The organism is Mesorhizobium sp. WSM4809 (assembly GCF_055811655.1).
This window is the reverse complement of sequence record NZ_JBVVQW010000004.1, coordinates 152241-172959: the sequence shown is the minus strand read 5'-3', so window position 1 is coordinate 172959 and position 20719 is coordinate 152241. Positions and strand designations below refer to the sequence as shown.

Sequence of the window (20719 nt, the reverse complement as noted above, 5' to 3'; positions counted from 1 at the left end):
GGGAACTACCATGGACAAGGGCAAGATCTTTCGCGACCTGCATGCCTCGACCTTCGTCATGCCCAATCCCTGGGATATTGGCACGACGAAGCTGCTGACCTCGTTCGGTTTCACGGCGCTGGCGACGACCAGCGCCGGCTTTGCTTTTTCACGCGGCCTGCCGGATGGCGCCGTAACCTTCGACCAGATGATCCACCATTGCCGCGAGGTGACGGCGGCGACCAGCCTGCCTGTCTCCGCCGACCTCGAGAAGGGCAAGGGCGACAGCGCCGAGCAGGCCGCCGAAACCATCTTCGCGGCGGAAGCGGCCGGTCTTGCCGGCTGCTCGATCGAGGACCACACCGGCGATCCCGACAAGCCGATCTATGATTTCGCGCATGCCGTCGAGCGCATTGCGGCGGCGGTGGAGGCGGCGCGGGCGCTGAAGCGCGATTTCGTCTTCACGGCGCGGGCTGAGAATTTCCTGTGGGGCAAGTCCGACCTCGACGACACCATCAAGCGGCTGCAGGCCTTCGAGAAGGCCGGCGCCGACGTGCTCTATGCGCCCGGCATCGGCGACGTCGAGATGATCCGCACGCTCTGCTCGGCGGTCAGCAAGCCGGTCAATGTCATGGCAAAGCCTGGCTTCACCATCGCCGACCTCGCCATGGCCGGCGTCAAGCGCATCTCGCTCGGGCCGTGGCTGACCAATTTCGCCTATGGCATGCTGGAAACGGCGGCGCGCGAGATCCAGCAGGACGGCACCTTCGGCTTCACCCGCGCCGCCATGCCGTTCGGCAAATTGCAAGCCCTCTTCGGCAAGTCTTCAGCTTGAACGGGGCCCATCGCATGACGCTTACCGTCGTCGATATGCATACCGGCGGCGAGCCGCTCAGGATCGTCACCGGCGGCTATCCCAGTGTCCCCAGGGGCACGATCCTGGAAAAGCGCGCCTATGTGCGGGACCATCTCGATCATCTCAGGAAGATCCTGATGTTCGAGCCGCGCGGCCATTACGACATGTATGGCGCCTTGCTGGTCGAACCCGACCTGCCCGGCGCCGACCTCGCCGTGCTGTTCATGCACAATGAGGGCTATTCGACGATGTGCGGCCACGCCATCGTCGCGCTCGGCCGCTACGCCGTAGATGAAGGATTGGTGGCGAAACAGGAACCAATCACGACAGTGAATATCGAGGCGCCGTGCGGGCTGGTCGTCGCCTCGGTCGAGGTCAGGGACGGCAAGGCCGGTGCGGTGTCGTTCGAAAGCGTGCCGGCGTTTCTGTTCGCCGGCGGGCAGACGATAGAGCTGGCGGGCCACGGCACGATCGGCTTCGACGTCGCCTATGGCGGCGCTTTCTACGCGCTGGCCGATTGTCACCAATTCGGGCTCGAATTCGGCAAAAGCCGGGTGCGCGATTTCGTCGATGCGGCAACCGCGCTGACGGACAGGCTCAAGGCCGAATTTCCGATGTCGCATCCCGACCATGCCGACCTTGCCTTCCTCTACGGCACCATCCTGACCGATGGCCGCGATGCCTTTTCCGATGAGGTGACCAAGAACATCTGCGTCTTCGCCGAGGCGGAGGTCGACCGCTCGCCGACCGGCTCCGGCGTCACCGCAAGGCTGGCGGCCATGCATGCCAAGGGCGAGATCGCGATCGGACAGACGCGCACATTCGAAAGCATTGCCGGCTCGCGGTTTTCGGGAGCCGTGGTGCGGACTGCGAAGGCTGGCCCGCACGGGGCGATCATCGCCCGCGTCGGCGGCCGCGCCTATTATAGTGGCAGGACGGAGTTTATCGTCGAAGCGGACGACGAGCTCGGACGCGGATTCCTGTTGCGCTGAAGAAAATGCTCAGCGGCGCGAGGAGCGAGCCACTTCCCGCACCGAGATCGCCTTGTGCAGATGCACCATCACGGCGGCGGCGAAGAGCGGCGTCAGCAGGTTGAGCAACGGCACGGCGAGGAAAGCCGCGATGAGCAGCCCGGCGAGAAACACCGTGCCGGCATAGTGCCTGCGCAAGGCCCTGGCCTCTTCTTCCCCGCGAAAGCGCATGGCAGCGAATTCGAAGAACTCGCGCCCGAGCAGATAGCCGTTGACGATAAAGAAGGCGGCTATGTTGACGCCCGGCACCAGCAGAAGCAGCAGGGCGACGATGTTGCCGAGAATGACGACGCCGAGGAATCGCGCCGACAGCACCAGCGAGCGCAGCGCCGGCATGGCGCGACCGGTCGGATCGCCGGGATAGTCGGTGCGCTCGACCACTTCGGCGATATCGTCGAGGAACAGGCCGGCGACAACAGCCGTCACCGGCGCGATGAGCAATGCCATGCCGAAGGCAAGCGCTATCGCGGCGATGATGCCACCCAGCCAGCCGGCCCAGGACGGTATGCCGGGCAACAGCGTCTGCAGCCACGGCAGGGCGAGCCACTCGACGAGGCTGGTCAGGCCGAACCACAAGGCGACAAGCGCCAGCAGCGTCAGACCCAATGTCTTGAGGAACACGGCCCGAAAGGGAGGCGAGAGCAGCTCGAGGGCCGCAGTGCGGGCAGCGTCGAAAATCACCGTGCTTTACCCCCAGGTCACACCAGACACCGTCGAAAAGGCGGATGCTTCCGAGATAAGCAGAGCACGGCATGAGCGCAAGCAGGCCGGTTCTTTTGCTTTGGCGCAATCCCCAAGGGGAGAGCGCTATGCGCTTTTCCTTGGAAAACCGCTTCACACTTGTCCTGGAATTGCTCTACCGCGCAAATGCTGGCTTTCGAACCGGAATGGTCATGGCGGCGACCCCAGCCACGACAAAACCCATGCCCAGCCATGCCGTCGAGCCTAGGCTTTCGCCGAGGAAAAGGGCGCCGATGCCGACGCCGATCGGCACCCGCAGATAGGCCTGCGAGGTGGTGCCGACCGAACCCAGCGTGTGGATGAGGCGGAAATAGATGACGAAGGCCAATGCGGTGGAAAACACCGACAGGCCGAGCAGGGCCAGAATCGATGCGGCCGAAGGCGCCAGCGTCCACGGCTGGTCGAACACCAGACTGAGGGGCACGAGGATGACGGCGCCGCACAGCATCGAACCCGCGGCAGGCAGCATCGGATCGAGACCCTTGAAGCCGCGGCCGAAAATGGCGGCCCCGGCATAGCAGATTGTTGCCGCTACGATGGCCAACTGCGCCCACAACTCGTGACCGAGACCACCCAGTGCCTGCGTGCCTATGATGAGACAGATGCCGGCAATGCCGGCGCCGACGCCAATCAGCTTGCGCACCGTGACCGGCTCGTGGCGGGTGATGAGCGCTGTCAAGAGGAAGGTGAAGATCGGCGAGGTCGCGTTCAGGATGGTGGCGAGGCCGGCATCGACCGAACGTTCCGCCGCGGCGATCAGGGTGAACGGGATGACGCTGTTGAGGCAGGCCTGGAAGGCGAAGCGGCGCCAGCTTGCCGCATCGCCCGGCATGGCGAGCCCGCGCCAGCGGAGGATGGCAAACAAGATACCACCGGCAATCAGGGTGCGGGCGGCGATGAAGGTGACCGGCGGGATGGTTTCGACGCCGATCTTGATGAAGGTGTAGGAGGCGCCCCAGAGCACCGCCAGCACGACGAGCAGCGCAAGGTCGGTGGTCATGTCGTTCTTTGCAGGCTCGTTCTTTGTCGGCATGGCTCGCCTTCAAACGGGATCGGGTGAGCCATGCTTGTAGGCGGCCCGGCGATGAAATGCTTCGGCCACGGTCGAATTGTCATAGCGCCTCGCGGCTGATGCGCCTTTTGCCTGTTCCGCCAAAGTTGCGTGTCACGCCCTAGGCAAACCGGTTTCAAATCGCTAGACCCGCGCCGGACCGGCGTGGCAAGAAGCCGGCTCGGGTTTTGGCGGAGATTTTGATGCCGGATTATGACGTGCTTTGCATCGGCAATGCCATTGTCGACATCATCGCCCAGTGCGACGAGGAATTCCTCGAGACCAACGGCATCATCAAGGGCGCGATGAACCTCATCGACACACAGCGCGCCGAACTGCTCTACAGCCGCATGGGGCCGGCGATCGAGGCGTCCGGCGGCAGCGCCGGCAACACGGCGGCCGGCGTCGCCAGCTTCGGCGGCCGCGCCGCCTTCTTCGGCAAGGTCTCCAACGATGCGCTGGGCGAAATTTACGCCCACGACATCCATGCGCAGGGCGTCGCCTTCGACACCATACCGCTCAAGGGTGAGCCGCCGACGGCGCGCTCGATGATCTTCGTCACGCCCGACGGCGAGCGCTCGATGAACACCTATCTCGGCGCCTGCGTCGAGCTTGGCCCTGAGGATGTCGAAGCCGACAAGGCGTCTGGCGCCAAGGTCACCTATTTCGAAGGCTATCTGTGGGACCCGCCGCGCGCCAAGGAGGCAATCCGCCAGACGGCGAAGCTGGCGCACGCAGCAGGCCGAGAAGTGTCGATGACACTGTCGGATTCGTTCTGCGTCGACCGCTACCGCGACGAATTCCTTGAGCTGATGCGTTCGGGCACGGTCGACATCGTCTTTGCCAACAGCCACGAGATCAAGTCGCTCTACCAGACGTCGTCGTTCGACGAGGCGCTGGCCCAGATCCGCAAGGATTGCCGGATCGCCGCCGTGACCCGCTCGGAAAAAGGCTCGGTGATCGTGCGCGGCGACGAGACCGTGGTCATCAAGGCGACCGCCATCAAGGAACTGGTCGACACGACGGGCGCCGGCGATCTCTATGCCGCCGGCTTCCTGCATGGCTACACGCAAGGCCGCGACCTGCAGACCTGCGGCGATCTTGGCTCACTGGCGGCCGGCTTGGTGATCCAGCAGATCGGCCCCAGGCCACGGCAGAATCTGCGCCGCGAGGCTGAGCAGGCGGGGTTGCTGTAGGGAAAGCTCTTCCCTTCTCCCCCTGTGGGAGAAGGTGTCGCCGAAGGCGACGGATGAGGGGTGCTCCAGCTTGGCACTGACGGTACTCCGTCCTACACCCCTCAACCGTCTTGGCGCTGCGCGCCAATCCACCTTCTCCCACAGGGGGAGAAGGGAAGGCCGCCTCCGCTTCTCACCGTCGCGCGGCTGTCATACATCGCACCTACACGCAATCCGGGCGTCCCGCGACTGACATTTCGGTGCGCCCTCAGTTAGTTGGGGGTCAAGAAATGCTAGACAGCATGCTGTCGGGCCGCAGCATCTGTTGCCGTCGCGATTTCCGCTTTACGCTCTAGAGATTCAAAAGCCGGCCGCAGCTGTGGGAGGGGAGCGCGGCCCAGAAGACAGATGTATGAACAGATTTCAGATCCAAGGCCTCAAGCAGGACGACTTCGCCGAGATGGTCGCCGAAGACGTCGAACGCGCGCTTGCCCGCTATGACGAGACTATCAACAAGCCCACCATGGTCTCGGTCGGCAAAATCGCCGGCAGCATAGCGTCCGCCGTCACCTTGCTGTCACCGAAGCACCAGCGCGCTATCGACGCCATCCATGCCGACCTGCCCGGCCTGGCCTCGAAATTCGTGCGCGCGCTGGCGGCGGAAGCCGCGCGCCGCAGCGAAGCCGGTATAGCCGGCGTGATCAATCCGCCGACGACCCCGTTGGCCGATGTCGAGCCTCCTTCGCTGCCAAAATCCGACGATCTCGAATCGATGCTGATCGAGGACTGGGCGGGCCGCGTCGCCGGCTCGACCTATCTGGAAGAGAATTTGCGTATCGCCCGCTCGACCCTGCACCGCTGGCAGCGGCGGGGCGAGGTCATCGCCTTGCGCAAGGGCGGCCGCAAACATGTCTTCCGCTGGCGCAGTTCGTCGACGGCCGGCCGGTAGCGGGCATTCGCGACGTGCTGTCGCTGATCAGCAATCCCAGACTGGCGTGGCTGTGGCTGACTCGCCCCTCGGCGCAGCTCGACGGCCGCGTCCCGATCGACTTGCTGCGGCAGGATCAGGTGGACGAGGTCGTCGAGGCCGCGCGCGTGTTCGCGCCGGGCTGAACGCCTCCCGGACTCACCGCTAAGGCTCGCCGCTCAAGTCCCCGCCGTATACGCCGCGATCGCCGCCATGTTGACGATGTCCGAGTCCTTGGCGTTCAGCGACACGATCTGAACCGGCTTGTTCAGCCCCACCAGCAGCGGGCCGATCACGGTCGAGCCGCCGAGTTCCTGCAGCATCTTGGTCGAGATCGAGGCCGAGTGGAACGCCGGCATGATCAGCACATTGGCCGGGCCGGTCAGCCTTATGAACGGATATTGCGCCATGGCCCGCGCATTGAGCGCCACGTCGGCGGCCATTTCGCCGTCATATTCGAAATCGACGCGGCGCTTGTCGAGGATACGCACGGCTTCCTGGACGCGTTCGGAGCGTTCGCCCTGCGGATGGCCGAAGGTCGAATAGGCGAGCATGGCAAGCCTCGGCTCATAACCCATGCGGCGGGCAAAGCCGGCTGCCTCCTCGGCGATGTCGGCGATCTGCTCGGCATTCGGCATATCGTGCACGGCAGTGTCGGCGACCAGCACGGTCTTGCCTCGCGCCAGCACGATCGAGACGCCGATGACGCGGTGGCCGGGCTTGGCGTCGATGACGCGGCGGATGTCGTCGAGCGCGGTCGAATAGTTGCGGGTGACACCGGTGACGATGCCGTCGGCGTCCCCCAGCGCCACCATGCAGGCGGCAAAATGGTTGCGATCGTTGTTGATCAGGCGCTGGCAGTCGCGGAACAGGAAGCCTTTGCGCTGCATGCGCTCGTAGAGATAGTCGGTATAGATGCCGTTGCGGCGCGACAGCCTGGCATTGATGATCTCGATGCCTTGCTTGTTGAGGTCGATGCCGGCGTGCTTGGCGTTTTCCTTGATGACGTCGTCGCGTCCGAGCAGGATGGCGGTGCCGAGCCGCTGGTTCACATAAGAGACGGCGGCGCGCATGACCTGTTCCTCCTCGCCCTCGGCGAAGACGATGCGCTTGGGCTGGCGGCGCACGCGGTCGTAGATGCGCTGCAGGGTCGAAGCGATCGGGTCGCGGCGGGCCGACAGCTCCTGCGCGTAACGGTCGAGATCGAGGATCGGCTTGCGGGCGACGCCTGAATCCATCGCCGCCTTGGCGACCGCGATCGGAATGGCCGAGATCAGGCGCGGGTCGAACGGCACCGGGATGATGTAGTTGGGGCCGAATTTCGGCCGGTTGCCCTGATAGGCGGCGGCGACATCGTCGGGCACATCCTGGCGTGCCAATGCCGCCAGCGCCTGCGCGGCGGCGATCTTCATGTCGTCATTGATGGTGGTTGCCCTGACATCCAGCGCACCGCGGAAGATATAGGGAAAGCCGAGCACGTTGTTGACCTGGTTGGGGTAATCAGAGCGACCGGTGGCCATGATGGCGTCGGTGCGGATCTCCGCCACTTCCTCCGGCGTGATTTCCGGATCGGGATTGGCCATGGCGAAGATGATCGGGTTCTTGGCCATCGACTGCACCATGGCGGTGGTCAGCGCGCCCTTGGCGGAGAGGCCGAGGAAGACATCGGCGCCATCGAGTGCCTCGGCGAGGCTGCGCGCCTCGGTCTTGACCGCATGCGCCGATTTCCACTGGTTAATGCCTTCGGTGCGGCCCTGGAAAACGACGCCCTTGGTGTCGCACAGGATGATGTTTTCCGGCGCAAAGCCCATCGCCTTCATCAGCTCGATGCAGGCGATGCCGGCCGCACCGGCGCCGTTGCAGACCATTTTTGTGGTCTTCATGTCGCGACCGGTGATTTCCAGCGCGTTGATCAGGCCGGCCGCCGAGATGATGGCGGTGCCGTGCTGGTCGTCGTGAAAGACGGGAATGTCCATCAATTCGCGCAGGCGCTGCTCGATGATGAAGCATTCCGGCGCCTTGATGTCCTCGAGATTGATGCCGCCGAAAGAGGGCCCGAGGAACCGCACGCAGTTGATGAACTCGTCGGCGTCCTCGGTGTCGACCTCGAGATCGATGGAATCGACATCGGCGAAGCGCTTGAACAGCACCGCCTTTCCCTCCATCACCGGCTTGGAGGCCAGCGCGCCGAGATTGCCTAGACCGAGGATAGCCGTGCCGTTGGAGATGACGGCGACCATGTTGCCGCGCGTCGTGTAGTCGAAGGCGCGGCTGGGGTCCTCGGCGATGGCCAGAACCGGAACCGCGACACCAGGCGAATAGGCGAGGCTGAGGTCGCGTTGTGTCGCCATCGGCTTGGTGGCGACGACCTCCAGCTTGCCCGGCCGACCCATGGCGTGGAACTCGAGCGCTTCCTGCGCACTGACGGACGGACCGCTGTTCTCGGTTTTCCTGGCCATGATGTTCTTGATTTCCTCACCGGTGCAGCACCTCCTTGAAGCGGGTGCTTTGTTTCGGTCCGAATTAAGACCACGCGCCGCCGCGTGTAAACCGCCAGCGCGCTGGAATCGCCGTCCGCATCGGCAATTGCGGACAAGCTGCCGTCCCGTCGTCCCCTGTTTTTCGAAGCGCCGGCATTAAACCGCATCATCACATCTGCTAGCGTGCCGCGCATGAACATGCACAGCCCGAACGAGCCAGACGCCCCCGAGGCGATGACGCCGGCGCCGACCGTCCACGCCGGCGCCACGCCGATGATCGAGCAATTTATCGAGATCAAGGCGGCGAACCCCGATTCGCTTCTGTTCTATCGCATGGGCGATTTCTACGAGCTGTTCTTCGACGATGCCGAGAAGGCGAGCCGGGCGCTCGGCATCGTGCTGACCAAACGGGGGAAGTATCAAGGGCTCGACATCCCGATGTGCGGGGTGCCGGTGCATGCCGCCGACGACTATCTGCAAAAGCTGATCGGCCAGGGCTTCCGCGTTGCCGTCTGCGAACAGATCGAGGATCCGGCCGAAGCCAAGAAACGCGGTGGCAAATCGGTGGTGCGCCGCGACGTGGTGCGGCTGGTGACACCGGGCACCATCACCGAGGACAAATTGCTGGCGCCCTCGGAATCGAGTTTCCTGATGGCGCTGGGGCGGGTGAAGGGCGGAGCGGACCACTCCTTTGCGCTGGCCTGGATCGATATCTCGACCGGCGCCTTCCGCGTCACCGACACCACCGCCGACCGGCTGCTGGCCGATATCTTCCGTGTCGATCCGCGCGAGCTGATCGTCGCCGAGCCGGTGTTCCACGATCCGGAGTTGAAGCCGGTGTTCGACGTGCTCGGCCGCGTCGCCAGCCCGCAGCCACCATCACTGTTCGATTCGGCCTCGGCCACGGGACGCATCGGCCGCTTCTTCGATGTGGCGACACCGGACTCCTTTGGCGCCTTTTCGCGCGCCGAACTGTCGGCGATCTCCGGCGCCATCGCCTACGTCGAGAAGACGCAGAAGGCCGAGCGCCCGCCGCTGTCGCGGCCCGAGCGCGAAGAGCAGGGCTCGACCCTGTTCATCGATCCGGCGACACGCGGCAATCTGGAACTGCTGCGCACGCTGTCGGGCAGCCGCGAAGGGTCGCTGTTCAAGGCGATCGACCGCACGGTGACCGGCGGCGGCGCAAGGTTGCTCGCCGACCGGCTGATGGCGCCGCTGACCGATCCCGCGGCCATCGGCGCCAGGCTGGATTCGGTGTCGTTCTTCCGTTCCGAAACGCGGCTCTGCCAAGCGGTGCGGTCGAGCCTGAAGAGCGTTGCCGACATGCCGCGCGCACTGTCGAGGCTGGCGCTCAACCGGGGTGGGCCGCGCGACCTTGGCGCGCTGCGCGCCGGCTTCGAGGCGGCAGGCGCGATCGCCGAAATCTTTGCCGCGACCGCCCTGCCCCCGGAACTTGCGGCGGCATTGGCCGCCATCCATGCTCTGCCCGAGGCGCTGGCCCAGCATCTGACCCAGGCGCTTGGCGACGAACTGCCGCTGCTCAAGCGCGATGGCGGCTTCTTGCGCGGCGGCTACCATGCCGATCTCGACGAGATGCGGGCGCTGCGCGACGAATCGCGAAAGGTGATCGCCGGGCTGGAGCGCTCGCTGATCGACGAGACCGGCATCCGCTCGCTGAAAATCCGGCACAACAATGTGCTTGGCTACTATATCGAGGTGACCGCCAACCATCATGCGGTGATGACCGGCAGCGATGGCGCCAAGGCGCGCTTCATCCACCGCCAGACCATGGCCAACGCCATGCGCTTCACCACGACCGAGCTCGCCGAACTCGAGACCAAGATCGCCAATGCCGCCGACCGGGCGCTCAGCATCGAGCTTGCCGCCTTCGACGCGCTGACGATGGAAGCGGTCGGTGAAGCGGAGAATATCCGCGCCGGCGCGGATGCGCTGGCCGTGCTCGACGTCTCGGCGGCGCTCGCGCTTTTATCGGAAAGCGAAGCCTGGTGCCGGCCGGTGGTGGATTCCAGCCTTGCCTTCGAGATTGCGGGCGGGCGGCATCCGGTGGTCGAACAGGCCTTGCGCCGTTCGGGCGAAGGCCCGTTCGTTGCCAATGATTGCGACCTGTCGCCGGAGGGCAGCGCCAGGAACGGCGCGATCTGGCTTTTGACCGGCCCCAACATGGGCGGTAAATCGACGTTCCTGCGGCAGAACGCACTGATCGCCATCCTGGCCCAGACCGGCTCCTTCGTGCCGGCGACATCCGCCCATATCGGCGTCGTCGACCGGCTGTTCTCGCGGGTCGGCGCCTCGGACGATCTGGCGCGCGGCCGCTCGACCTTTATGGTCGAGATGGTCGAGACGGCGGCGATCCTCAACCAGGCTGGTGAACGCGCGCTGGTGATCCTCGACGAGATCGGCCGCGGCACCGCCACTTTCGATGGCCTGTCGATCGCGTGGGCGGCCGTGGAATATCTGCATGAGAAGAACCGCTGCCGGGCGATCTTCGCTACTCACTTTCACGAAATGACCTCGCTGGCCGGCAAGCTGGCGCGGCTCTCCAACGTGACCATGCGGGTCAAGGAATGGGAAAACGACGTCGTCTTCCTGCACGAGGTCGGCAAGGGGGCCGCCGACCGCTCCTACGGCGTGCAGGTGGCGCGGCTGGCCGGCCTGCCGGAAGCGGTGGTCGACCGGGCCAAGGAAGTGCTGCACCAGCTTGAGGAAGGTGAGGTTTCGGGCAAGACGAACCGGCTGGTGGACGATTTGCCGCTGTTTTCGGTGGCGGTGAAGCGGGAAGCGCCGAAGCCGCCCAAAAGCGATGCGCTGGGGGCGGCGCTCGGCGAGATCAATCCCGACGAGATGACGCCGCGCGAGGCACTGGAAGCACTCTACCGGCTGAAGGGGCTGGCGGGGACATAGTCAGATCATCTCCAACCCGCGCTTGCGCGCTGGTGGCGGGAAGGCGCGGTCGAGATCGGCGATGTCCTGCGGCGTCAGCTTGATGTCGAGCGCCGCGACGTTCTGGCGGACATGCTCCTGGCTGCTGGCTTTCGGGATGGCGATGACGCCCTCCTGATGCACCACCCAGGCCAGGGCGATCTGCGCGGAGGTCGCATCGTGGCGAGCGGCGATCGCGTCGAGCCTGGCATTGCGCGCCAACGCGCCCTGCTCAACCGGCGAATAGGCCATCAGCGGAATGTTGCGCTGCCGGCTCCAGGGCGCCAGGTCGAATTCGAGGCCGCGCCGGACCAGATTGTAAAGCACCTGGTTGGTCTGGACATTGCCGCCATCGGGCACGCCAATCAGCTCTTCCATCTCGTCGGTGTCGAAATTGCTGACGCCCCAGTGGCGGATCTCGCCGGCCTTTTTCAAGGTCTCGAAAGCCGCGACCGTTTCGGTCAGAGGCACGCTGCCAGGCCAATGCAAGAGATAGAGGTCGATGCGGTCGGTACGCAGGCGTTTCAGGCTGTTTTCGCAGGCGCGCTGCACGCCCGCGCGTGAAGCGTTCGACGGTAGAACTTTCGAGACCAGGAAGGTCTCGTCGCGGCGCCCGGCAATAGCCTCGGCCACCACCTCCTCGGCGCCGCCGCTGGCATACATTTCGGCGGTGTCGATCAGCGTGATGCCGAGGTCGAGGCCAAGCTTGAGGGCGTTGACCTCAGAGGTGCGGCGACTGTTATTCTCGCCCATCTTCCATGTGCCCTGGCCAAGCACCTGAACGGCTTCGCCTGAGGGCAGTTTGGTGGTTCTGATGGTCGACGGCATGGCGGGCTCCATTTGGGCCGATCGCATCACAGGCTGGACGGGAAATCCAGAGGCGCTCTCGCCGCGCTGGCGATGGCTGAAGACTTACTTCACCGGATGGGCGGCGAGCCAGGCCTGCATCTGCTTGATCTCGGCTTCCTGCGCGGCGATGACGCCTTCGGCCAGCTTGCGAATTTCCGGGTCCTTGCCATTGGCAAGTTCGACCTTGGCCATGTCGATCGCACCCTGATGGTGCGGGATCATGCCTCTGACGAAATCGACGTCGGCATTGCCGGTGTAGTCGGATGCCATCATGTCGGCATGCATCTTGTCCATCGCCGCCTTGTAGCCTTCGGTCGAAGGGCTGGTCGCATCCGTAGCCATGGCGCCCATGTCGTGTTTCATCTCTTCGCTCTGCGCCGGAACGCTTTCGAGGAAGACGGCAACCAGCATTCCGGCCGCCATCAGCAGCAGCACGAGTTTTTTGGCGAAGGTCATTCATGGTCTCCTGTTGGATGGGTTTCGTATTTGGGGGCTTGGATCAGAGTTTCAATGTTCTCAGCCGCAACGCGTTTGCGATCACCGACACCGAAGACAGGCTCATCGCCGCCGCCGCCAGCATCGGCGACAGAAGCGTGCCGGTGAGCGGATAGAGCACGCCAGCGGCGACCGGCACGCCAAGCACATTGTAGAGGAAGGCAAAGAACAGGTTCTGGCGGATGTTGCGGATCGTCGCCTGGGCCAGCGTGCGGGCGCGCACGATACCATTGAGGTCGCCCTTGACCAGAGTGATACCGGCGCTTTCGACGGCGACATCGGCGCCAGTGCCCATGGCGATGCCGACATCGGCAGCTGCAAGCGCTGGTGCATCGTTGACGCCGTCGCCGGCCATGGCAACACCGGCGCCTTTTGCGCGCAGTTCCTCGACAAGGGCTGCCTTCTGTTCCGGCAGCAGGCCGGCGCGGACCGCGTCGATGCCGAGGCTTCTGGCGATCGCGTTGGCCGTGCGTTCATTGTCGCCGGTCGCCATGATGATGCGCAAGCCGCTTTCATGCAGCGCCTTGATCGCCTCGGCCGTCGTTGCCTTGATAGGGTCGGCGACGGCGACGATGCCGGCCAGTTTCTTGTCGACAGCGACGAACATCGCCGTCTTGCCTTCGAGCTGCAGCGCCTCGGCCTTGGCCGAGATGGATGCGGTGTCGACGCCAAGGTCCGCCATCATCGCGGCATTGCCGAGCGCGACCGTCTTTCCCGAGACCGAACCGGACACGCCCTTGCCGGTGACCGCCTCGAAGGCGCTGGCCTCGGCAACGGTCACGCCGCGCGTAGCAGCGCCGTCGACGATGGCTTCAGCCAGAGGATGCTCCGACCCCTTCTCCAGACCGGCGGCAAGCGCCAGCAATTCCTCCTCGGAAAAACCGTTTGCCGCAACGACATCGGTCAGCTTCGGCCGGCCTTCGGTCAGCGTCCCCGTCTTGTCGACGATCAGCGTGTCGACGGAAGCGAAGCGTTCGAGTGCTGCGGCCTCCTTGATCAGCACACCGGCATGCGCTCCGCGCCCGGTGGCGGTCATGATCGACATCGGCGTGGCGAGGCCGAGCGCACAGGGGCAAGCGATGATCAGCACCGACACCGCCGAGACGATGGCAAAGATCAGGCTGGGCTCGGGTCCAAACACGGCCCAGGCGATGAAAGCGACAATCGCGACAAGGACGACGGCCGGGACAAAGTAGAAAGAAACGCGATCGGCCAACCCTTGAATCGGGGCGCGCGAGCGCTGCGCCTTGGCGACGAGATCGACGATGCGCGCCAGCGTCGTCTCGGCGCCGACCTTCTCAGCGCGCATGATCAGCGCACCATTCTTGTTGAGCGTGCCGCCGGTCAGCGCATCGCCCTCGACCTTCTCGACCGGCAACGGCTCGCCCGTGATCATCGATTCGTCGATCGAGGATCGCCCTTCCAGCACCGTGCCATCGACCGGCACGGCGTCACCGGGGCGTATGCGCAGGCGATCGCCGGCCTTGACGGCGTCGAGCGGCACATCCCCTTCGGACCCATCGGCGGCGATCAGCCGCGCGGCCTTCGGCGCGAGATCAAGCAAGGCGCGGATTGCCGAGCCGGTCTTTTCACGGGCGCGCAGCTCCAGCACCTGGCCAAGGAAGACCAGCGCAACGATGACGGCAGCAGCCTCGAAATAGACCGGTACCGCACCGCCATGGCCGCGGAACTGATGCGGAAAAATGTCCGGAAACAGCGTGGCTACGACGCTGTAGAGATAGGCAGCACCAACGCCGAGCGAGATCAGCGTCCACATGTTGGGGCTGCGGTTGACGAGCGAGTCCCAGCCCCGGTGGAAGAAGGGGAAGGCGGCCCAAAGCACCACCGGACTTGCCAGGACCAGTTCGATCCAGACTTTTGCCCGGTCCTCGACCAGACCTTCAAACGTCAGGCCGATCATGGGTGCCATGGCGATGATCAGAAGGGGGACCGACAAGGCAGCGCTCACCCAGAACCGCCTGGTGAAATCGACCAGCTCGGGATTTGGCCCTTCGTCGCCCGTTGGTACGCCCATCGGCTCCAGCGCCATGCCACAGATCGGGCAGGATCCTGGCTTGTCGCGGATGATTTCGGGATGCATCGGGCAGGTGTATTGCGTGCCTTTGGGCATCGGCTGCGGTGCCGGCCTGTCGCCGAGATATTTTTGCGGCTCCGCCTCGAATTTCGCCTGGCAGGCGGCCGAGCAGAAGTGAAAGCCCTGGCCTTCGTGGCGGGCAAAGTGCCTGGCTGTCGCGCGGTCGACGCTCATACCGCAGACCGGATCGGTGGCCGTCAGGAATTTTTCCGGCTCGGCGACGAATTTCGCGCGGCAGCCCTGGCTGCAGAAATGATAGGGATGGCCATTATGCTCGGTCGTCGGCTTGCCGGCGACCGGATCGACAGTCATGCCGCAGACCGGGTCGCGGACGACGCTCTTCGTGGTGGGCACCGCGCCTTTTGTCGAGCAGCAGCTACCATGCGCGTGATGATCGTGATCGGAATGCGTCATTCGAAAATGCCTCGATGGATCGGTGTGTGACGTGGAGATAGGGCTTCCAGTAACTGGAAGGTCAAGGGCTGTTTCGACTTTTCTTCTCCGGTCCACCGCGCGTCCATCCACCCCAAAAAAAGTCTCACGCGGCAACACCACGCCTGCTAGAGAGCGAGCGTCCCGGGGTGAGATTTTCTTTGGCAATGAAGCGTCTGGTCATCAATCTCGATCGGTCTCCCGATCGCCTTGCCCGTGTGACGGCGGAGTTTGCCCGCATCGACGTCCCATTCGAACGCGTTCAGGCCATCGACGCACGGGATCGGCCGGACCTGGACCAGCTGCCGCAAAATGTCGGATATCGGAACAGGCTGCCATTGACTGACGGCGAGATCGCCTGCCTGCTCAGTCACCGGGCCTGCTGGGCCGCCATCGCGCAAGGCGACGCTCGCTACGGGGCAATCTTCGAGGACGACATCGTCTTTGCCGCGAAAGCCGGCGCATTGCTTCGCGACAGCGACTGGATTCCAGCCGATGCCGAAGTCGTCAAGCTCGAAAGCTATTTTTGCAAGACCGTGATCCGACGCAAGCGCATTGCCATCGGTCACGGCTTTTCCACATCCAAACTCGACGCCGGACATATAGGAACCGCCGGCTACATCATCTCCAGGCAAACCGCGCTCGACCTGATCAAGGCCACAGAGGAGATCGGCATCGCTGTCGACGACCTTGTCTTCAACCCCGAGTTTTCGGTTTTGCGAGGCGAGACGATCTATCAGCTTGTTCCTGCGCTCTGCGCACAAGATCAGTTCCTTGGCGACAGGGCGCTCCAATTGCCAAGCCTGCTCAGGGAAAAGCGCGATATCCAGTGCGCCGTCGGGACCGGGAGACGCAGAAAGACAGCCATAGCGACGGTAAAAGCCGAGGCTCGGCGAATAGGCAAGCGCATTGCCGATTTCTGTCGACTGAAGCGGAGAATGGTCATTCCATTTACTTATCCGAGCCAGAGATCAGCCGGGTCTTGAACCGGCTTTCAACGCCCCATACCCAGCGTCGCGAAAACGCGCTATAGACGCCGCCGAACGGCAAGGCCGGCTGGGTATATGGCAAGAATCTCCCTGAAGCTCGACGAATTGATCGACGGCGAAGCCTTGCGCCGCGAGATGACCGCGCTGACCGCGGCCACGGCGGGCGACGGCTCCGGGCAGGTCGCGCGCAATGGCGTGCTCCAACTGCTCAAGGGACGACTGGCGGAAGGGCGCGCCATCGCCGAACGCATGCTGATGGACGATGGCGGCGGCAGCGCCTGCGCGGCGCGGCTGTCGCACCTCATGGACGAGATCATCCGGGCGCTTTACGATTTCGCCGTCACCCACGTCTACCGGGTCAAGAATCCGTCTTCGGCGGAGCGCATGGCCGTCGTCGCTGTCGGCGGCTACGGCCGTGGAACGCTGGCGCCAGGGTCCGACATCGACCTTCTGTTCCTGCTGCCTTACAAGCAGACGCCGTGGGGCGAACAGACAGTCGAATACATGCTCTACATGCTGTGGGACCTGGGGCTGAAGGTCGGCCACGCCACCCGTAACATCGACGAATGCCTGCGCCTGTCGCGCACCGATGTCACCATTCGCACCTCGATCCTCGAAGCACGTTTCCTGTGGGGCGAGGAAAAGCTCTATGATGAACTGATGCTGCGGTTCGACCATGAGGTGGTGCGCACGACCGGCCCCGAATATGTTCAGGCCAAGCTTGCCGAACGCGATGACCGCCATGCCAAGGCCGGCGAAAGCCGCTATCTGGTCGAGCCCAACGTCAAGGACGGCAAGGGCGGCCTGCGCGACCTGCAGACGCTGTTCTGGATCGGCAAATATTTCTATCGAGTGCGCACCGGCGAGGAACTGGTCGACAAGGGCGTCTTCACCGAGGGCGAATACCGCGAGTTCCAGAAGGCCGAGGATTTCCTGTGGGCGGTACGCTGCCACATGCATTTCCTCACCGGCAAGGCCGAAGAGCGCTTGCATTTCGACATCCAGCGCGAGATCGCCGAACGGCTCGGCTACACCACGCACCCCGGCCTGTCGGCGGTCGAGCGCTTCATGAAGCACTACTTCCTCGTTGCCAAGGACGTTGGCGACCTGACCCGCATCTTCTGCGCTGCGCTCGAGGAGGAGCAAGCCAAGCACGTTCCTGGCTTCAACCGCATCTTCCTGACTTTCTCCAGGCGCAAGCGCAAGCTGGCCGGCACCTCCGATTTCATTGTCGACAACCACCGCATCAACATCGCCGACGACCTGGTGTTCGAGCGCGATCCGGTCAATCTGCTCAGGCTGTTCTGGTTCGCCGACAAGCACGGTCTGGAATTCCACCCTGACGCGCTGAAGCTGCTGACCCGTTCGCTCGGCCTGGTCAACAAGTCGCTGCGGCGCGACGAGGAGGCCAACCGGCTGTTCCTCGACATATTGACCTCGGATCGCAATGCCGAACTCAATCTGCGTCGCATGAACGAAGCCGGGCTGCTCGGCAGGCTGATCCCGGATTTCGGCAAGATCGTCGCCATGATGCAGTTCTCGATGTACCACCATTACACGGTGGACGAGCATCTGATCCGCTGCATCGGCGTGCTGGCCGAGATCGAGCGCGGCGACGGCGAAAAGGTCCACCCCTTGTCGCACACGCTGATGCCGGGCCTGAAGAAGAGCCGCGAGGCGCTCTATGTCGCCGTACTGCTGCACGACATCGCCAAAGGCAGGCCGGAGGACCATTCCGAGGCCGGGGCCAGGATCGCCCGTCGCATCTGCCCGCATATGGGGCTGTCGCCTGCCGATACCGAAACCGTGGCCTGGCTGGTCGAGAACCACCTCGTGATGTCGATGACGGCGCAGACCCGCGACCTCAACGACCGCAAGACCATCGAGGATTTTGCCGCGATCGTGCAGTCGGTCGAGCGGCTGAAGCTGCTTTTGATCCTCACCGTCTGCGACATCAGGGGCGTCGGACCCGGTGTCTGGAACGGCTGGAAGGGCCAGCTGCTGCGCACGCTCTACTACGAGACCGAATTGCTGCTGACCGGCGGGTTTTCGGAAGTGTCGCGCGCGCAGCGCACGGCGGCGGCGCGCGAGCGCCTGGCCGAGGCGCTTGCCGACTGGCCGGACAAGGCCCGCAAGCGCTATGTCGGCCAACACTACGAGAATTACCTTTTGACCGTCGATCTCGCAGACCAGTTGCGCCATGCCGAGTTCATCCGCGAAGCCGACGTGTCAGGCAACAAGCTTGCCACCATGGTCAAGACCCACCAGTTCGAGGCGGTGACCGAAATCACCGTGCTGGCGCAGGACCACCCCCGCCTGCTCTCGGTCATCGCCGGGGCTTGCGCCGGAGCCGGCGGCAACATTGTCGACGCGCAGATCTTCACGACGTCGGATGGCCGCGCGCTCGACACGATCCTGATCAGCAGAGAATTCGATCGCGACGAGGACGAGCGCCGGCGTGCCGAGCGTGTCGGCCGGCTGATCGAGGACGTGCTGTCGGGCAAGAGTTGGCTGCCGGAAATGATCGAGAAGCGCACCAAGCCGCGGCGCGGCTCCAAGGTGTTCAAGATCCCGCCGCGCGCCGAAATCCGCAACACGCTGTCGAACCGTTTTTCGGTCATCGAGGTCGAGGGCCTCGACCGGCCGGGACTGCTGTCGGAGATCACCGGAACGCTTTCCGACCTGTCGCTCGACATCGCATCGGCCCACATCACCACCTTCGGCGAAAAGGTCATCGACACTTTCTATGTCACCGATCTCACTGGCCAGAAGATAGATAGCCCGGCCCGCATCGCCACCATCCGCAATCGGCTGATGGCAACGCTCGAAGGCATCGTGCCCGAACGCGGCGGCAAGTCCAGGGCGGCGGCCGAGTGACAACGACCATCACTTTGTCCCAATTGCGCAGGCAGTTCCCAAAAGCATGAGCCTCGTCAAGAAATTCGCAACGGTCGCTTCCGGCACGCTGATGAGCCGCGCGCTCGGTTTCGGCCGCGAGATGCTGATGGCTGCCGCCCTCGGTACCGGACCGGTCGCCGATGCCTTCAACGCCGCCTTCCAGTTTCCCAACACCTTTCGCCGGCTGTTTGCCGAGGGGGCCTTCAACGCCGCCTTCGTGCCGCTGTTCGCCAAGGAGATCGAAACCCACGGAACCGAAGGCGCCAAGCGCTTTTCCGAGGAAGTGTTCGGCGTGCTGTTCACGGCGCTGCTGGCGCTGACGATCATCATGGAACTGTCGATGCCGCTGATCGTGCGCTTTCTGGTGGCGCCGGGTTTTGCCGGCACGCCGGGGAAGTTCGACACCACGGTGACGCTGGCGACGATCATGTTTCCCTATCTGATCTGCATGTCGCTGGGCGCGATGATGGCGGGCATGCTGAATTCGTTGCGCCGCTATTTCGCCGCCGCGGTGGCACCGGTGTTCCTCAACATCATCCTGATCGGCGTGCTCGCGTATGCCTGGTACAAGGGCTCGGATGCCCTCACCGTCGGCTACGGGCTGTCCTGGGGCGTGCTTGCCGCCGGACTGGTGCAACTGGCGATCGTCTGGGTGGCGGTGCGCCACGCCGGCATCTCGATCGGCTTCCGCCGGCCGAAAATGACGCCCGCGGTCAAGCGGCTGCTGATCCTGGCGCTGCCGGCGGCCATCACCGGCGGCATCACCCAGATCAACCAGCTGATCGGCACGGCGATCGCCTCGGCGCAGAACAGCGCGGTATCCTCGCTCGCCTATGCCGACCGCATCTACCAATTGCCGCTCGGCGTGGTCGGTGTTGCGGTGGCGATCGTGCTGTTGCCCGAACTGTCGCGGGCGCTGAAGTCGGGCAATCTAATCGAGGCGGCCAATCTGCAGAACCGCTCGGTCGAGTTCACGCTGTTCCTGACGCTGCCGGCAGCCGCGGCACTCTGGGTGATGTCGGAGCCGATCGTGCGGCTGGTCTATGAGCGCGGCGCGTTCGCCGCCAACGGCTCGACGCCGACAGTGGCGGCGATCCTGGCGATCTTCGGCCTCGGCCTGCCGGCTTTCGTGCTGATCAAGGCGTTCACCCCAGGCTATTTCGCCCGCGAGGACACGCGCACGCCGATGATCTTTGCCGCCATCTCGGTGGCGGTGAACGTTACCACGGCGCTGACGCTGTTTCCACGGATGGGCGCGCCCGGCATCGCTGTGGCCTCGGCCGTCGCCGGCTGGGTCAACGCGGTGATGCTGCTCGGCGTCTTGATCCGGCGCGGCCATTGGGGGCGCGACGTGCCGCTGATGAAGCGCATTCCACGGCTGGTGCTGTCGGCGGCCGTAATGGGGGCGGCACTCTATTTTGCCGAGCACTGGTTCGCCGTCAGGCTAGGGCCGGGCTCGCCGCTGGCGGTCAAGGCGACGACGCTGCTGTCGCTGGTTGCCGGCGGAGCGCTGCTTTATTTCATCACCGCCTTCGCCACAGGCGGTGCCGATTTCGGCATGATCCGACGCAACGTCAAGCGGGGATCGGGCAAGTCGGCGCCACCGGTCGCAAAGACCGACCTGGACGAGTAGAGCGCCCGACACGCCCGCAGCGCCGTCTTGATCGCAGCGCCGTCTTCGTCCATAAGCGCGCCGTCGCAAGACTTTCGCCGCGCGCGGTTTCCAGCCGCGCGATTGGCT

General features: G+C 64.3%; 13 protein-coding genes and 1 pseudogene. 8 read left to right on the top strand and 6 right to left on the bottom strand.

Annotated elements, in window-relative coordinates; translation table 11 throughout:
• Positions 1 to 10 precede the first annotated feature (10 nt).
• The gene (locus tag AC0L24_RS12050) at positions 11 to 814 is read left to right on the top strand and encodes an isocitrate lyase/PEP mutase family protein (protein ID WP_127808110.1); all 804 of its coding nucleotides are present in this window, start codon (positions 11 to 13) and stop codon (positions 812 to 814) included.
• Between the two features lie 14 nt (positions 815 to 828).
• Positions 829 to 1827, top strand: a complete 999-nt coding sequence (locus AC0L24_RS12045) for a proline racemase family protein (RefSeq protein WP_127808111.1) — start codon at positions 829 to 831, stop codon at positions 1825 to 1827.
• A gap of 9 nt (positions 1828 to 1836) precedes the next feature.
• Here the strand turns inward: AC0L24_RS12045 and AC0L24_RS12040 are convergent, their stop codons facing one another.
• Together AC0L24_RS12040 and AC0L24_RS12035 are read right to left on the bottom strand one after the other, a co-directional pair.
• Positions 1837 to 2547 carry a sulfate transporter family protein gene (locus tag AC0L24_RS12040; RefSeq protein WP_127266633.1) on the bottom strand — a complete coding sequence of 237 codons (711 nt, stop codon included), beginning with the start codon at positions 2545 to 2547 and terminating at the stop codon, positions 1837 to 1839.
• A 175-nt stretch (positions 2548 to 2722) separates the two neighbouring features.
• Positions 2723 to 3640 (bottom strand): DMT family transporter, encoded by a 918-nt coding sequence (locus tag AC0L24_RS12035; protein ID WP_127321750.1) that lies wholly within the window; start codon positions 3638 to 3640, stop codon positions 2723 to 2725.
• Positions 3641 to 3861: 221 nt separating this feature from the next.
• Between AC0L24_RS12035 and AC0L24_RS12030 the strand changes: the two genes are divergently transcribed.
• Entirely contained in the window at positions 3862 to 4854 is a 993-nt protein-coding gene (locus tag AC0L24_RS12030; RefSeq protein WP_292133643.1) for an adenosine kinase, read from the top strand.
• A 391-nt stretch (positions 4855 to 5245) separates the two neighbouring features.
• A pseudogene (locus AC0L24_RS12025) lies at positions 5246 to 5946 on the top strand (antitoxin Xre/MbcA/ParS-like domain-containing protein).
• Positions 5947 to 5979: 33 nt separating this feature from the next.
• Here the strand turns inward: AC0L24_RS12025 and AC0L24_RS12020 are convergent.
• Positions 5980 to 8259, bottom strand: coding sequence for an NADP-dependent malic enzyme (locus AC0L24_RS12020; protein ID WP_127395289.1), 2280 nt, complete (start codon positions 8257 to 8259; stop codon positions 5980 to 5982).
• 213 nt (positions 8260 to 8472) lie between these two features.
• Here AC0L24_RS12020 and mutS point away from each other — a divergent pair, with 213 nt between their 5' ends.
• Positions 8473 to 11202 (top strand): DNA mismatch repair protein MutS, encoded by a 2730-nt coding sequence (mutS, locus tag AC0L24_RS12015; protein WP_473563740.1) that lies wholly within the window; start codon positions 8473 to 8475, stop codon positions 11200 to 11202.
• Here the strand turns inward: mutS and AC0L24_RS12010 are convergent, their stop codons facing one another.
• The 3 genes from AC0L24_RS12010 to AC0L24_RS12000 form a co-directional block, all read right to left on the bottom strand.
• Positions 11203 to 12048 carry an aldo/keto reductase gene (locus tag AC0L24_RS12010; RefSeq protein WP_473563739.1) on the bottom strand — a complete coding sequence of 282 codons (846 nt, stop codon included), beginning with the start codon at positions 12046 to 12048 and terminating at the stop codon, positions 11203 to 11205. It abuts the gene before it with no gap.
• An 84-nt stretch (positions 12049 to 12132) separates the two neighbouring features.
• On the bottom strand, positions 12133 to 12525 hold the full coding sequence (copM, locus tag AC0L24_RS12005; RefSeq protein WP_013528057.1) for a CopM family metallochaperone: 393 nt from the start codon (positions 12523 to 12525) through the stop codon (positions 12133 to 12135).
• 43 nt (positions 12526 to 12568) lie between these two features.
• Positions 12569 to 15073, bottom strand: coding sequence for a heavy metal translocating P-type ATPase (locus AC0L24_RS12000; protein ID WP_473563738.1), 2505 nt, complete (start codon positions 15071 to 15073; stop codon positions 12569 to 12571).
• Positions 15074 to 15258: 185 nt separating this feature from the next.
• Between AC0L24_RS12000 and AC0L24_RS11995 the strand changes: the two genes are divergently transcribed.
• The 3 genes from AC0L24_RS11995 to murJ all read left to right on the top strand — a co-directional run bounded on the left by AC0L24_RS11995 (position 15259) and on the right by murJ (position 20611).
• Positions 15259 to 16077, top strand: a complete 819-nt coding sequence (locus tag AC0L24_RS11995; protein ID WP_127395943.1) for a glycosyltransferase family 25 protein — start codon at positions 15259 to 15261, stop codon at positions 16075 to 16077.
• A 78-nt stretch (positions 16078 to 16155) separates the two neighbouring features.
• Entirely contained in the window at positions 16156 to 18957 is a 2802-nt protein-coding gene (locus AC0L24_RS11990; protein WP_127808116.1) for a [protein-PII] uridylyltransferase, read from the top strand.
• A gap of 46 nt (positions 18958 to 19003) precedes the next feature.
• Complete coding sequence (murJ, locus tag AC0L24_RS11985; RefSeq protein WP_128289498.1) at positions 19004 to 20611, top strand: murein biosynthesis integral membrane protein MurJ; 1608 nt, start codon at positions 19004 to 19006, stop codon at positions 20609 to 20611.
• Positions 20612 to 20719: the final 108 nt, after the last annotated feature.